The organism is Frigoribacterium sp. PvP054 (assembly GCF_040547465.1).
In the GTDB taxonomy this organism is placed as follows: Bacteria; Actinomycetota; Actinomycetes; order Actinomycetales; family Microbacteriaceae; genus Frigoribacterium.
Map to the genome: position 1 here is coordinate 372,260 of NZ_JBEPPU010000001.1, position 13,786 is coordinate 386,045.

The 13,786-nt window shown below is 73.0% G+C and carries 13 protein-coding genes; 5 read left to right on the top strand and 8 right to left on the bottom strand.

Translation table 11 applies throughout. From position 1 onward, the window contains the following. Positions 1 to 63: 63 nt before the first annotated feature. Positions 64 to 1,200: a 5-(carboxyamino)imidazole ribonucleotide synthase gene (locus tag ABID81_RS01700; RefSeq protein WP_354593109.1), complete on the bottom strand. Its 1,137-nt coding sequence runs from the start codon at positions 1,198 to 1,200 to the stop codon at positions 64 to 66. A 123-nt stretch (positions 1,201 to 1,323) separates the two neighbouring features. On the opposite strand from ABID81_RS01700, the gene ABID81_RS01705 reads away from it, so the two are divergent. Continuing rightward, on the top strand, positions 1,324 to 1,830 hold the full coding sequence (locus ABID81_RS01705; RefSeq protein ID WP_354593110.1) for a GtrA family protein: 507 nt from the start codon (positions 1,324 to 1,326) through the stop codon (positions 1,828 to 1,830). A 3-nt stretch (positions 1,831 to 1,833) separates the two neighbouring features. Here ABID81_RS01705 and ABID81_RS01710 read toward each other — a convergent pair whose 3' ends face one another. From ABID81_RS01710 to ABID81_RS01720, 3 genes are read right to left on the bottom strand one after another with little or no spacing between them, the layout of a single operon-like run. Continuing rightward, positions 1,834 to 3,141 carry a UDP-glucose dehydrogenase family protein gene (locus ABID81_RS01710; RefSeq protein ID WP_354593111.1) on the bottom strand — a complete coding sequence of 436 codons (1,308 nt, stop codon included), beginning with the start codon at positions 3,139 to 3,141 and terminating at the stop codon, positions 1,834 to 1,836. A gap of 46 nt (positions 3,142 to 3,187) precedes the next feature. Continuing rightward, positions 3,188 to 3,742 carry a PH domain-containing protein gene (locus ABID81_RS01715; protein WP_354593112.1) on the bottom strand — a complete coding sequence of 185 codons (555 nt, stop codon included), beginning with the start codon at positions 3,740 to 3,742 and terminating at the stop codon, positions 3,188 to 3,190. 4 nt (positions 3,743 to 3,746) lie between these two features. Further along, a complete protein-coding gene (locus ABID81_RS01720) occupies positions 3,747 to 4,526 on the bottom strand; it encodes a biotin--[acetyl-CoA-carboxylase] ligase (RefSeq protein ID WP_354593113.1) in 780 nt (259 codons plus the stop codon). A gap of 106 nt (positions 4,527 to 4,632) precedes the next feature. Between ABID81_RS01720 and ABID81_RS01725 the strand changes: the two genes are divergently transcribed. Together ABID81_RS01725 and ABID81_RS01730 are read left to right on the top strand one after the other, a co-directional pair. Further along, on the top strand, positions 4,633 to 6,246 hold the full coding sequence (locus tag ABID81_RS01725; protein ID WP_354593114.1) for an acyl-CoA carboxylase subunit beta: 1,614 nt from the start codon (positions 4,633 to 4,635) through the stop codon (positions 6,244 to 6,246). Further along, positions 6,243 to 6,506: an acyl-CoA carboxylase epsilon subunit gene (locus ABID81_RS01730; protein ID WP_354593115.1), complete on the top strand. Its 264-nt coding sequence runs from the start codon at positions 6,243 to 6,245 to the stop codon at positions 6,504 to 6,506. Before ABID81_RS01725 ends, ABID81_RS01730 begins: the two co-directional genes overlap by 4 nt. Before the next feature lie 283 nt (positions 6,507 to 6,789). On the opposite strand, the gene ABID81_RS01735 is transcribed toward ABID81_RS01730, so the two are convergent. From ABID81_RS01735 to ABID81_RS01750, 4 genes are all read right to left on the bottom strand, one after another. Beyond that, complete coding sequence (locus ABID81_RS01735; protein ID WP_354593116.1) at positions 6,790 to 7,836, bottom strand: DUF8320 family protein; 1,047 nt, start codon at positions 7,834 to 7,836, stop codon at positions 6,790 to 6,792. After that, complete coding sequence (locus ABID81_RS01740) at positions 7,833 to 9,167, bottom strand: sensor histidine kinase (protein ID WP_354593117.1); 1,335 nt, start codon at positions 9,165 to 9,167, stop codon at positions 7,833 to 7,835. The genes ABID81_RS01735 and ABID81_RS01740 overlap by 4 nt, the downstream gene beginning before the upstream one ends. Continuing rightward, a complete protein-coding gene (locus tag ABID81_RS01745; RefSeq protein ID WP_194594294.1) occupies positions 9,157 to 9,861 on the bottom strand; it encodes a response regulator transcription factor in 705 nt (234 codons plus the stop codon). Before ABID81_RS01745 ends, ABID81_RS01740 begins: the two co-directional genes overlap by 11 nt. A gap of 75 nt (positions 9,862 to 9,936) precedes the next feature. Beyond that, the gene (locus ABID81_RS01750) at positions 9,937 to 11,178 is read right to left on the bottom strand and encodes a class I SAM-dependent RNA methyltransferase (protein ID WP_354593118.1); all 1,242 of its coding nucleotides are present in this window, start codon (positions 11,176 to 11,178) and stop codon (positions 9,937 to 9,939) included. A 26-nt stretch (positions 11,179 to 11,204) separates the two neighbouring features. Here ABID81_RS01750 and ABID81_RS01755 point away from each other — a divergent pair, with 26 nt between their 5' ends. Continuing rightward, positions 11,205 to 11,894: a Maf family protein gene (locus tag ABID81_RS01755; RefSeq protein WP_354593119.1), complete on the top strand. Its 690-nt coding sequence runs from the start codon at positions 11,205 to 11,207 to the stop codon at positions 11,892 to 11,894. A gap of 79 nt (positions 11,895 to 11,973) precedes the next feature. Next, on the top strand, positions 11,974 to 13,731 hold the full coding sequence (locus ABID81_RS01760) for an acetyl/propionyl/methylcrotonyl-CoA carboxylase subunit alpha (protein ID WP_354593120.1): 1,758 nt from the start codon (positions 11,974 to 11,976) through the stop codon (positions 13,729 to 13,731). Positions 13,732 to 13,786: the final 55 nt, after the last annotated feature.

Here is a 13,786-nt window from a genome sequence, read left to right on the forward strand (position 1 = left end):
CGTTCGGCGAGGCCGGGGTCGGAGAGGTGCTCTTCGGGTCGGACACGGACTAGAGGATAGCCGTCAGTCGGTGAAGAACTCGACAGCGGCGCGCGCCCTGGCGACGCTCTCGTCGAGGTCGTCGCCGATCACCGTGACGTGCCCGACCTTGCGACCCGGTCGGGGCTCCTTGCCGTAGTCGTGGACCTTCACGGCCGGCTGGTCGCGCATCAACGCCGGCAGGCGGTCGGCCATCGTCCCCGTCGCGGGCCCGCCGAGGACGTTCACCATGACGCTGTGGGGGCGGTGGTGACCCGTGTCGCCCAGGGGCAGGTCGAGCACCGCGCGGAGGTGCTGCTCGAACTGGCTGGTGACCGACCCGTCGATCGTCCAGTGCCCGGTGTTGTGCGGTCGCATGGCCAGCTCGTTGATCAGGAGGCGCTCGTCCGTGGTCTCGAACAGCTCGACCGCGAGCACGCCCGTGACCCCGAGCCGCTCGGCGACCGTGCGCGCGATGTCGTGGGCGACGTCGGCCACCCGGCCGGCGCTGGACGGCGCGGGCGCGAAGACCTCGGCACAGACGCCGTCACGCTGGACCGTCTCGACGACCGACCAGGGCACGATCTGCCCGCTCGGCCGCCGGGCCACGAGCTGCGACAGCTCACGCCGGAACGCGACGAGCTCCTCGACCAGGAGCGCGCCTCCCTCGCCGTCCTGCGAGAGCGCCGCGAACCAGTCGTCGGCCTCGTGGCCCGCCGAGACCACGCGGACGCCCTTGCCGTCGTAGCCGCCGCGGGCGGTCTTGACGACGGCACGACCGCCGTGGTCGGCGAGGAAGGCCTCGAGGCCGGCCCGGTCGTGGACCGCCGCCCAGTCGGGGACGGGCAGCTCGAGGGCCGTGAGCCGCTCGCGCATGACGATCTTGTCCTGTGCGACGGCCAGGGCGGCGGGCCCGGGGTGGACCTCGACGCCGGCCTCGACCAGGGTGGCGAGCACCGACTGCGGCACGTGCTCGTGGTCGAAGGTGACGACGTCGACTCCCCGCGCGAAGTCGAGCACGACGTCGACGTCGTGGTAGTCGCCGACCCGGGTCGCGGCGAGCCGCGCCGAGCTGCCCTCGGTCTCGGCCAGGACGCTGATCTCGACGCCCAGGTGGACGGCCGGCGGCACCATCATGCGGGCCAGCTGCCCTCCACCGATCACTCCGACGCGGTAGGCCATCTCGACTCCTGACTGCGCGACCGCCCCGCGGATGCGAGGATGGCGGGCACGCGAACGAACGCGGTGGACCCGAAACCGTCCGGTCGGGCCCGAACCATCTTGGCCGATCCCCGAAGGAGATGCATGCTGCGCCTCGCCCGACAGCTCGTCCGGTACGGGCTGATCGGCCTGTGCGGCCTCGTGGTCGACCTCGGGGTCTTCAACGCCCTGCGCCTGACGGTGTTCGACCCCGAGGTCACGGCCGGCGGGCCCGTCCTGGCGAAGGTCGCGTCGAGCGTCGTGTCGATCGTGGTCGTCTGGTTGGGCAACCGGTACTGGACCTTCGGCGACACCCGTAGGGACCGGGCCGTGCGCGAGGCCGTCGAGTTCTTCGCGGTCGCCCTCGGCGGCATGGTGATCGGGCTCGCCTGCCTGTGGGTGTCGCACTACGTGCTCGGGTACCGGTCCGCCCTGGCCGACAACGTCGCGTCCAACGTCGTGGGGCTCGCCCTGGGCACGGTGTTCCGTTTCACGCTCTACCGGCTGTGGGTGTTCCACCCCGCACGCACCCGGCCGGCGTCGTCGGACGTCGACCCCGCGCCCGCCGACGACCTGCGGCTCGAGGACTCGACGAGGGTCGGACGCGCCTGAGCGCTAGGGACGCCCGAGCGCCCGGTACTCGAAGCCCGCGTCGCGCCACGCGGCCGGGTCGAGGACGTTGCGGGCGTCGACGAGTCGCGGGTGCGCGACGAGAGGGAGCACGTCGGCCGGCCGGAGGGCCTTGAACTGCTTCCACTCGGTCAGGACGAGCACGAGGTCGGCACCGGACAGGGCCGACGCCGCGTCGTCGACGTACGACAGGTCGGGCGCGATGCGGGCGGCCGTGTGGTTGGCCTCGGGGTCGAACACCACGACCTCGGCCCCGGCCGCGTGCAGGCGCCGGGCGACGTCGAGCGCCGGGGAGTCACGGACGTCGTCGCTGTCGGGCTTGAAGGCCACGCCCAGCACGGCGACCCGTTGACCCCGGACGTGACCGCCCAGCAACTCGTCGGCCAAGGCCACCACCCGGTCGCGGCGGCGCAGGTTGACGGCGTCGACGTCGGCGAGGAAGTCGAGGGACTCGAGGCCCAGCTCGCGCGACCGGGCCTGGAACGCCCGGATGTCCTTCGGCAGGCAGCCGCCCCCGAAGCCCAGGCCGGCGTTGAGGAACCGCCGACCGATGCGGGCGTCGTGACCGATGGCGTCCGCCAGCTGCGTGACGTCGGCGCCGGTGGCCTCGGCGATCTCGGCCATCGCGTTGATGAACGAGATCTTCGTCGCGAGGAACGCGTTCGCCGACACCTTGACGAGCTCGGCCGTCGCGTAGTCGGTGACGAGCCGGGGCGTGCCGGTGGCCAACGCCGTGGCGTACACCTCGTCGAGCACCGCGGTGGCCCGCTCGCCGGCGTCGCCGGACGGCACGCCGTACACGAACCGGTCGGGCGAGACGGTGTCGGCCACGGCGAAGCCCTCGCGCAGGAACTCGGGGTTCCAGGCCAGGTCGGCCCCCGAGGAGGCGCGGACCAGGTCGGCGAGGCGGCTCGCGGTGCCGACCGGCACGGTGGACTTGCCGACCACGAGGTCGCCGTCGGCGAGGTGCGGCAGGAGCCCCTGGACCGCGGCGTCGACGTAGGTCAGGTCGGCGGCGTCGCTGCCGGCCGTCTGCGGGGTGCCGACGGCGACGAAGTGCACCTGGGCCCCCGCGGCGTCGGCCGGGTCGGTCGAGAACCGCAGCCGCCCCGAGTCGAGGGCCCGGCGCAGGGCCTCGGGCAGGCCCGGCTCGAAGAAGGGGGCGTGACCCGACGCGAGCATCTCGATCTTGCCGGGGTCGACGTCGATGCCGACCACCTCGTGCCCGAGATCGGCCATGCACGCTGCGTGCACGGCGCCGAGGTAACCGCATCCGATGACTGACATACGCATGCCGTCAACCCTAGGGCAGGCCGGAGCCGAGCTCGTCCCGAGGGGGTCAGCGACCGAACGGCCCGTCCCCACCCCACGAGGTGGTGTCGTCGTGCCCGGCCGCCTGCTGGTGCTGACGACGCTGGGCCACGCTGTTCTGGTTCGCCTCCATCAGGTCGTGCAGAGCCGACTGCACGAGGTCGGCCGACGGCACGTCCCAGAGCACCAGCGGCCGGTCGAGCCCGGTGTTGACCAGGACGTCGCCGCTGCGGAACAGGCTCTGCACCGAGTTCTTGCGCACCGTCAGGTCGTATCCGCGACTGTGCAGCAGTTCGTGGCGGGTGCGCACGAACAGCCCCCGACGCACGACGAGCCGCCGCGAGGTGACGACGTAGCGCCGGCTCAGCCAGAGCAGCACCGGGACGAGCCACAGCAGCACGATCAGCGCGAGCGCCGCGCCCAGCAGCACGTAGTTCTGCCAGTCGACGTCGAACCGGCCGCCGAAGTACCCGGTCGCGGCGCAGATGCCGACGAGGGCGAGCGACGGCCAGAACAGGACGCGGGCGTGCGGCCGGAGGCGCGCGACGACGTACTCGGTCGGCTGCGGTCCGTCGGTGCTCACAGGCTCATTCATACCGCAGATGCGTGACGTCGCCCGATGCCACGGCCGTGGTCCCGCCGCTCGTGGCGGAACGCACGACCAGCCGTCCCGCCTCGTCGACGTCCACCGCCTCGCCGACCAGCACCGCGCCTCCCGGCAGCTCGACGCGCACCTCGCGACCCAGGGTCGCGCACGCCTCGCGCACCGCGTCGAGGGCGCCGCTCGCGGCGGCGTCGCCCCCGGCAGCCGCGAGGTCGCCGACGAGGCGCCCGAGGTCGGCGACCCACGACGAGAGCACGGCGTCGGCCAGGTCGGGTGCCGACCCCGTCGCGCCGTGCAGGCCCAACGACGTGGCGGTCGGCGTGGGCAGTTCGTCGGCGGGCACCGTGAGGTTGACCCCGGCCCCGACGACCACGGCGCTCGCGTCGGGCCGCAGCTCGGCGAGCAGCCCGCAGACCTTGTCGCCGCCGACCTGCACGTCGTTGGGCCACTTGAGGGTCACGTCCGCGCCCTCGACGACCCGACGGACGGAGGCGCGCATCGCCACGCCCGCGAGCAGCGGCACCCAGCCGAGCGACTCCGTCGGCAGGTCGCCCCGGTGCAGCAGCACGCTGGCCGCGAGCGAGCGCCCGGGCGTGGTCACCCAGCGACGGTCGAGCCGGCCTCGGCCGGCGGACTGGTCGAGCGTCGCCCAGGTCGCCAGGTGCGGCTCGTCGACGGCGGCGAGCAGGTCGGCGTTGGTCGACCCCGTCGACCCGAGCACGACGAGGTGAGGGCTGACGGCCGAGGTCAGGGGGAGGTCCATCGGTTCAGCCTAGGGGCGCCAGTTGACGAGTCCTACGACGTCCGGGCGCGTCCACGCGTGGAAACCTCCAACGGTGGGCCGGGGGCCGGTCAGTAGAGTGAAGCGCGTGACTCCTGACTCCGCGCCCCTCACCGACGCCGCGCCCGACCTGCACACCACCGCGGGCAAGCTCGCCGACCTCAAGGCCCGCTACCACGAGGCCGTGACGGCCAGCGGCGAGGCCGCCGTCGCGAAGCAGCACGCGAAAGGCAAGAAGACGGCGCGCGAGCGCATCGACGAGCTGCTCGACCCGGGCTCGTTCGTCGAGCTCGACGAGTTCGTCCGGCACCGCACCCACGCCTTCGGCATGGAGGCCAAGCGCCCCTACGGCGACGCCGTGGTGACGGGCACGGGCACGATCCACGGCCGCCAGGTGGCCGTCTACTCGCAGGACTTCACCATCTTCGGCGGGTCGCTCGGCGAGGTCGCCGGCGAGAAGATCATCAAGGTCATGCAGTTGGCCCTCAAGACCGGCGTGCCCATCATCGGCATCCTCGACTCGGGCGGGGCCCGCATCCAGGAGGGCGTCGTGGCGCTCGGCAAGTACGGCGAGATCTTCCGCCTGAACACGGCCGCGTCGGGCGTCATCCCGCAGATCTCGCTCATCATGGGCCCGGCGGCGGGAGGCGCGGTGTACTCCCCCGCGCTCACCGACTTCGTGATCATGGTCGACAAGACGAGCCACATGTTCGTCACCGGGCCGGACGTCATCAAGACCGTGACCGGCGAGGACGTCGGCTTCGAAGAACTCGGCGGGGCCCTGACCCACAACAAGGTCTCGGGCGTCTCGCACTACCTGGCCAGCGACGAGGACGACGCCCTCGACTACGCCCGGTCGCTGCTGTCGTACCTGCCCGACAACAACCTGGCCGACCCGCACGTCTTCGACGTGCCCGTCGAACTCGAGACCACCGACCTCGACCGCCAGCTGAACACGCTGATCCCCGACAGCCCGAACCAGCCCTACGACGTGATGACGGTCATCGAGCACGTCGTCGACGACGGCGAGTTCCTCGAGGTGCAGCCGCTGTTCGCCCCCAACATCGTCGTCGGCTTCGGCCGGGTCGAGGGCCGCCCGGTGGGCGTCATCGCCAACCAGCCCTCGGCCATGGCCGGCACCCTCAACATCGAGGCGGGCGAGAAGGCGAGTCGGTTCGTGCGCTTCTGCGACGCGTTCAACATCCCGATCCTCACCCTCGTCGACGTGCCCGGCTACCTGCCCGGCACCGACCAGGAGTGGACCGGCGTGATCCGTCGTGGCGCCAAGCTGCTCTACGCCTACGCCGAGGCCACCGTGCCGCTGGTCACCGTGATCACCCGGAAGGCCTACGGCGGCGCCTACATCGTCATGGGGTCGAAGCAGCTCGGCGCCGACATCAACCTCGCCTGGCCGACGGCCGAGATCGCCGTGATGGGCGGGCAGGGTGCCGTCAACATCCTGTACCGCAACGAGATCAAGGCCGCCGCAGAGGCCGGCGAGGACGTCGCCGCCGTCCGCACGCGCCTCGCCAACGAGTACACGTACAACGTCGCGAGCCCGTTCCTGGCCGCCGAGCGCGGCGAGCTCGACGGCGTCATCGAGCCGGCGGCGACCCGGGTCGCGGTGATCAAGGCCCTCCGGGCCCTCAAGACGAAGCGCGCCACGCTGCCGCCCAAGAAGCACGGGAACATCCCCCTGTGACCGGGCGACACGCGGCCGAGTCCGCCGACCCGCCTGCCGGCACCTCGCCCGCCCCCGTGCTGCGGGTCGTGGCCGGCGACCCGACGCCGGACGAGCTCGCCGCCGTCACGGCGTTGCTGGCCGCCGTCCAGGCCGGTCGGTCGGCCTCCGTCGGGGCCGCACCCGTCTCGACCCCCACCTCGGCCTGGACCCGGTCGGCCAGGGCGCCGCGCCTTTCGATCGTGGCCGGAGGGGGCCGCTGGCGCGGATTCTCGGGCTGACGTGCCCCGGAGGGGGGTGGACGGGGCCATCCTCCCCCGCCTGTCCCCCTAAATGACGACTGCACACCGGGCGTCGAGGGGTCATGCTGTCTCTTGCTAGGTGTCTCTCTCAGAGTCACACCACCGCGCAGGAGCCGACTAGGGTAAGCGGGTTCCTGCCGGGGGGAGTCAGGGCGACATTCGGGTTGCCGCCCTGGCTCAGGGTCTCGGAAGGGCCGGACGATCGTCCGGCCCTTCTTCCTGTGCCCGGCCCGGCGTCGGGCAGGGTGCCGGACGGCGTGGGTCAGGGAGCCGAACGGGGGATCTGCAGCCAGAGCTGCACCTCGTCGCCGTCGTCGTCCTCGTCGGCGTCGGCCGAGACGCCGCGACCGAGTGCGCTCGACGCGAGGTCGACCGACCCCAGGCCCACGACCGTGACGGCGTCGTCCCCGCCGCCCTGGACGGTCCGCACGACGATGCGGTCCGCGGCCGAGTCGCGGAGGGCCTCGGCGAGCACGCCGTGGACGCGGCGAAGGTCGGCCGGACCGAGATCGTCGATGCCGCCCTCGTCGAGGAGACTCACGACGGCCCCGCGGCGACGGGCCGCCATGACCTCGCGCCGCACGTCGTCGTCGAGCAGCCGCCGCCCGCGGATCTCGTCGCGGATCGCCCCCTCGAGGTTCAGGCACTCCCGGCGCTCGTCGGGGGTCAGGTCGCCGTGGCGTCGGACGATCGTCTGCAGCATCGGGCGGGCCGTGCGGCCCGTCTGCAGCAGTCGGTACTGGCGCTCGTTCACGTGCGCCTCCTGCGCGGCCTGCCAGTCGGCCGCCTCGTGCTCGGCGAGGATGAACTCGCGCGTCTCACGCCCGGCCCGCGTCAGCGTGCTCGACATGGCGTGGCTGAACGCCACCCAGACGACGCTGCCCACGATGCCGAGCTCGGCGATCTGCTGGACCCCGGCCCAGAGCACGCCGTGCACCGCCATGAACCCGACGCCGAGCCAGGCGAACCCCTGCCGCCGCCGGGTCGAGACGATGACCATGAGCGTGCCCACGGCGGCGACGTACCACGTGGCGTACCCGTTCTTCACCGAGGCGTCGAGCTGCGACGTCACCACCAGGGGGAGGACGATGCTCACGGCCAGGCAGAACGAGGCCATCCAGACGGGCATGATGACGTGCCTGCTCGGCCACAGCACGGCCACGGTCGCGGCGGCGTAGAGGCCCATGCAGGCGAGCACCGGCAACGGATCCGCGACGCGGTCCACCGACGCCGCGGCGAGGACGAGGTGGTAGGCCGAGAAGACGGCGGCCAGCGAGACGATCAGCCAGCGGGGCACGGAGACCCTCATGCGGGCCTCCCCGACGGCTCGGACGGGGTGGACGGCCCCGTCGGGCCGGACGCGACGGCCTCGCCGGACGGGCCCTCGATCGAGGGCACGCCCGCGGGTGCCTGGTCGACCGGCCAGCGGAGACGGACGACGGTGCCGCGTCCCGGTGCCGACTCGATGGTGGCGAGCCCGCCGGCGTTGTTCAGTCGCTCGTGGATCGACACGCGCACCCCCAGGCGCTCGGTCGGCACCGACGCCGGCTCGAACCCCTTGCCCGTGTCGCCCACCTCGACGGTGGTGAGCCCGTCGCCGTCGTGACGGACCTCGACCCAACGGTCGACGCCCGGGCCCTCGCCGGCGTGCTGCGAGCTGTTGACCAGCGCCTGCATCGCCGCCGAGTAGAGCGCCTCGGCGGCCGTGGAGGGGATGCCCTGGTCGTCGAGTCCGCGCCGGCGCACCTCGACCGGGACGCCGAGGTCGGCGACCGCCGCCTCGACGCGGTCTGCCATGCTCGCGAGCGTCGTGTCGGACTCGTCGAACGGCGTCGTGCTCGCCGCCGCCGAGAGGTGGGACATGGCGTTCCGGGCCATGTTCGTCGACAGGTCGCGCTCGTCGGGCGACCAGGCCCTGGCCGCCTGGATGAAGGTCGTGAGGACGCTGTCGTGGACGATGGCGTCGACCTCGACCCGCTCGAGCTCGGTCGCGTGCTCGCGGATGGCCTCGGAGTAGCGGGCGACGGCGGTCGCCTGGGCCTGGTCGACGTTCGCCGCCGCCTGCCGCAAGATCACCACGAGGATCAGCACGGCCCCGCCGAGCAGGATGGCGTAGACGGAGTCGAGGGTCGCCCGCTGCGGGGACACCGCGCCGCCCGAGGGCGTGAGCCGGATGAAGCCGTAGACGGCGGGGGCGACGAAGAGGTAGCCGCTGGCGATCCAGGTCGAGAACGCCGACGCCGCCGACGCGGTGGCGACCGTGCAGAGGTACCAGAGCCAGGGCACGCCCGACTGGATGCGACTCGGATCGTCGACGGCCAGCGGCCAGGTCACGAGGGCGATGAGGTAGGCGACGGCGACGAAGGCCTCGACGGTCGTGACGCCGCGCTGCACGAGGCTCGCCACCACGAGGGCCAGGAAGCCGCCGAACATGGCCAGGCCGATGACCCAGGCCCAGGCGAGTTGCATGTCGTCGACCTGACGGATCATGTCGGGCAGCGCCTGCAACCCGAACACGAGCCCGGCCGCGGCGATGATCCGGCCCAGCACCTTGTCGAGGAGGGCGCGGCTGATGGGGTTGCGCGGGGGCCGCAGGGCCCCGAGGGGGATCGGGGCGCTCAGGCGGCCCTCACCGGCCATCGCCGCCGTCCGCGTCGAGGCCCGGCAGGATGCCGTCCTCGACCGCGCGGCGCAGCAGGTCGACCTTGGTCGGCGCCGGACGCCCGACCTCGACGTACTTGACGCGGATGCGGTCGAGGTACTCGCGGGCCGTCGAGTAGCCGATGCCGAGCTGCTGGGCGGCGAGCTTCAGCGGCAGGCCCGAGGCGTAGAGGTGCAGGATCTCGCGTTCACGGCGGCCGAGCTGCGCCTTGGCGAAGTCGCGGTCGGCGTCGATGGCGCTCGCCCACTCGAGGTTGTTGAGGACGTCGCCCCGCGCGACGGTCGCGACGGCGGCCATGACCGTCTTCGTCGCGGACGACTTCGGGATCACCCCGGCCGCACCGGCGGCGAGCGCCTCGCGGACCGACGCGACCCGGTCGGCGATGCTGTGCACGAGGACGGCCGACCCGGTGGCCTGCACCCGCTTGACGTTCTCGGTGACGGTCGACCCGTCGCCGAGGGACAGGTCGAGGACGACGACGTCGACCTCGCGTCCGGCGAGGTTCTCGACGAACTCCTGCACGCCGGCGGCCGTCAGGACGACGTCGAAGCCCTCGTTCTGGCAGGCGGCCTGGATGCCGAGCCGGACCGACTCGTGGTCGTCGACGATGGCGACCCGGACGGGAGCCGTCGGGCGGGGCGCGGTGGGGGTCTCGGTCGAGAGGTCTGACACGGTGATCCTTCGTTCGGCGTGCGTCTGGCCCTGAACCCCAGGCGTGCACGGGGTACATCGTAACGGGATCGGTGCTCAGGCAGGCAGCAGGCGCACCACCGTCTCGACGTGGTGCGTGTGGGGGAACAGGTCGTAGGCCTGCAGGGCGTCCAGCCGGTAGCCGCGCTCGGCGAAGAGGGCCACGTCGCGAGCGAGGGCGACGGGATCGCAGGCGACGTAGACCACCTGGGCCGGGCCGAGGGCGGCGATCTCGGTGACCACGTCGCGACCGGCGCCCGACCGGGGCGGGTCGAGCACGATGGTCGCGTTCGCCAGACGCTCGCGCTCGGCGCCGCCGGCCTGCGACGCCGTCTGACGGAGCCAGCGCTCGACGCGTCCGGTCACGGCCGACGCTCCGATCCACTCGGCCAGGTTCTCGGAGGCGTGCTCGGTCGCCCGCTCGTCGCTCTCGACGCTCGTGATGCGCGTGCCCGCACCGAAGCGGTCCCCCACGGCCGCGGCCAGCAACCCGACGCCACCGTAGAGGTCGAGGTTGGAGGCCTTCGGGTCGAAGCGCCCGGGGTCGATCATCGTCTGCACCGCGGTGGTGAGCGTCGCGGCGGCCTCACGGTGCACCTGCCAGAACCCGCCGTCGTCGAGGCGGAACTCGCGGTCGCCGACGACCTCGGTGATGGTCGACCGGGCCTGACGACCGATGATGAGGCGGGCGCCGCCCACGCTCGGGGCCACGACGTCGACGTGCTCCTCGCCGGGGAAGGCGTCGCCGAGCGGGGCGACCTCGGCGACCTCGGGCGACGCGAGGGGCAGGTCGGGCACGTGGACGACCCGGTGCGACCGCGCGGCGTACTGCCCCGGGCGACCGTCCTCGTCGAGGTGCAGACGCAGGCGCGTCCGCCACCCGGTGCCCCCTCGCTCGTCGTCGCCGGGCAGCGCCTCGACCGTGACGCGCCCGTCGGCGTCGGGGACGCCGCCCATCCGTGAGAGGGCGTCGACGACCACCCGCCGCTTCAGCTCGCGCTGGTGGGCCAGCTCGACGTGACCGAACTCGGCGCCGCCCGCGCGGTCGGCGGGGTCCACCTCGAGGGCGGCCGCGCCCCAGACGTGCGGGCGACGGTGCTCGCTGGCCTCGAGGACGCTCACGGTGTCGGCCCGCCAGAACGACTTCTTGCGGTCGTCGGCGATGCGCGCGACGACCTTCTCGCCGGGCAGCGTGTCGGTGACGAACACCACCCGCCCGTCGAGGCGGGCCACCGAGATGCCCCCGTGTGCGATGCCCGTCACGTCCAGTTCGACCTCGCGGCCCAGCATGTCTCCCATGCGTCGAGTCTGACAGGCTGGGCGGCATGACCGTCCCGCTCTACCTGGCCAGCACCTCCCCCGCCCGTCTCGCCCTGCTGCGCGCCGCGGGCGTCGAGCCGGTGCTCATCAGCCCCGGCGTCGACGAGGAGGCCGCGGTCGACGTCGAGGCCGGCCGGCTCGGTCGGCCGCTCACGGCCGCCGAGACCGTCCGGCACCTGGCCCGCCTCAAGGCCGAGGCCGTGCTCGACGTCACGGTCGACGGGCGCCCGCTCGACGGGTTGGTGCTCGGCGGCGACAGCGCCTTCGAGTTCGACGGCGAGGTGCACGGCAAACCGCACGAACCCGCCCTGGCGCTCGAGCGCTGGCGGCGCATGGCCGCGGTCGGCCACGGCACCCTCTGGTCGGGCCACTGGCTGATCGACCACCGCGGTGGTGCGCCGCGCACCAGCGACGAGCACCCCTCAGGAGGCGCGGGCCGGGTCGCGAGCGCGTCCCTCACCTTCGCCGACGACCTCGACCCGCGCGAGCTCACCGCCTACGTCGAGACCGGCGAGCCGCTCGAGGTCGCGGGCGCCTTCACGATCGACGGCCGGGCGTCGGCGTTCATCACGCACATCGAGGGCACGCCGAGCGCCGTGGTGGGCCTGTCGGTGCCCGTGCTGCGATCGCTCGTGCGGGGCTTCGGCGTGCCGTGGCACGAGCTGTGGACCTCGCCGACCGCAGGCTCCTTGTAGGTTCTGCCTCGCGCCTCCTCGTCCTTTTTGTGCACGTCAGCCAAAGGCGAGTGCGGAGCGCGCAATAGGGTGGGGAACTATGCCGCGTATCAGCAAGGTCCTCATCGCCAACCGTGGAGAGATCGCCGTCCGCGTGATCCGGGCCGCACGTGACGCCGGGATCGGCTCGGTGGCGGTCTACGCCGACCAGGACCGCGACGCCCAGCACGCCCGCCTCGCCGACGAGGCCTACGCCCTCGGCGGGACGACGAGCGCCGAGACGTACCTCGTCATCGACAAGATCCTCTCGGTCGCGCGCCGCTCGGGCGCCGACGCCGTCCACCCCGGCTACGGGTTCCTCGCCGAGAACGCCGACTTCGCCCGTGCCGTCCAGGCCGCCGGCCTCGTCTGGATCGGGCCCTCCCCCGAGGCCATCGAGCAGCTCGGCGACAAGGTGTCGGCCCGCCACATCGCCGAGCGCGTCGGGGCACCCCTCGCCCCCGGCACGCTCAACCCGGTCTCGGGTGCCGACGAGGTGCTCGAGTTCGTCGACCAGCACGGCCTCCCCGTCGCCATCAAGGCGGCCTTCGGCGGGGGCGGACGCGGCCTCAAGGTCGCCCGCACCCGCGACGAGGTGCCCGAGCTCTTCGAGTCGGCCACCCGCGAGGCCGTCGCCGCCTTCGGGCGCGGCGAGTGCTTCGTCGAGAAGTACCTCGACCAGCCGCGCCACGTCGAGACCCAGTGCCTCGCCGACGCCCACGGCAACGTCGTCGTCGTGTCGACCCGCGACTGCTCGCTGCAGCGTCGCCACCAGAAGCTCGTCGAGGAGGCCCCCGCCCCGTTCCTGACCGACGAGCAGACCACCAAGCTCTACGAGTCGTCGAAGGCCATCCTGCGCGAGGTCGGCTACGTCGGCGCCGGCACCTGCGAGTTCTTGATCGGCAAGGACGGCACCGTGTCGTTCCTCGAGGTCAACACCCGCCTGCAGGTCGAGCACCCCGTGTCGGAAGAGGTCACCGGACTCGACCTCGTCCGCGAGCAGTTCCGCCTCGCCGAGGGCGGCGTGCTCGACTACGACGACCCCGAGGCCCGCGGCCACTCGTTCGAGTTCCGCATCAACGGCGAGGACGCCGGTCGCGGCTTCATGCCGGCCCCCGGCCCGATCCACGTCTTCAAGGCCCCCGGCGGCCCCGGCGTCCGCGTCGACAGCGGCGTCCAGGCGGGCGACGAGATCAGCGGCTCGTTCGACTCGCTGCTCGCCAAGCTCGTCATCACCGGCTCGTCGCGCGAGGACGCCCTCGAGCGCTCGCGCCGCGCCCTCGCCGAGTTCGAGGTCGCCGGCCTGCCGACCGTGCTGCCGTTCCACCGCGCGATCGTCGACGACCCGGCCTTCGCGCCCACCGACGGTCGGCCGTTCTCGATCTACACCCGCTGGATCGAGACCGAGTTCGACAACACCCTCCCGGCGTGGAGCGGCGAGGCCGAGGCCCCCCGCCCGGCCGACGAGCGTGACACGGTCGTGGTCGAGGTCGCCGGGAAGCGCCTCGAGGTCTCGCTGCCCGCCGGTCTCGGGTCGCGCACCGCGCCTCCCGCCGTCGCCCCCAAGCGCCGCGGGGCGTCCCGCTCGACGGTCGTGACCGCGACCGGCGCCGAGGTCAAGGCTCCGATGCAGGCCACCGTCGTCAAGCTCGCCGTCGAGGCGGGCCAGCAGGTCGTCAAGGGCGACCTCGTGCTCGTGCTCGAGGCCATGAAGATGGAACAACCCGTCGCCGCCCACCGCGACGGCACCGTCTCGGGCATCTCGGCGGTCGTCGGCGAGACCGTCTCGTCGGGCCACGTCCTGCTCAGCATCGACTGACGCGCGGGCCGGGCCCGGCACGACCGGGGTGGCGGGTCGGCAGACCCTAGAGTGG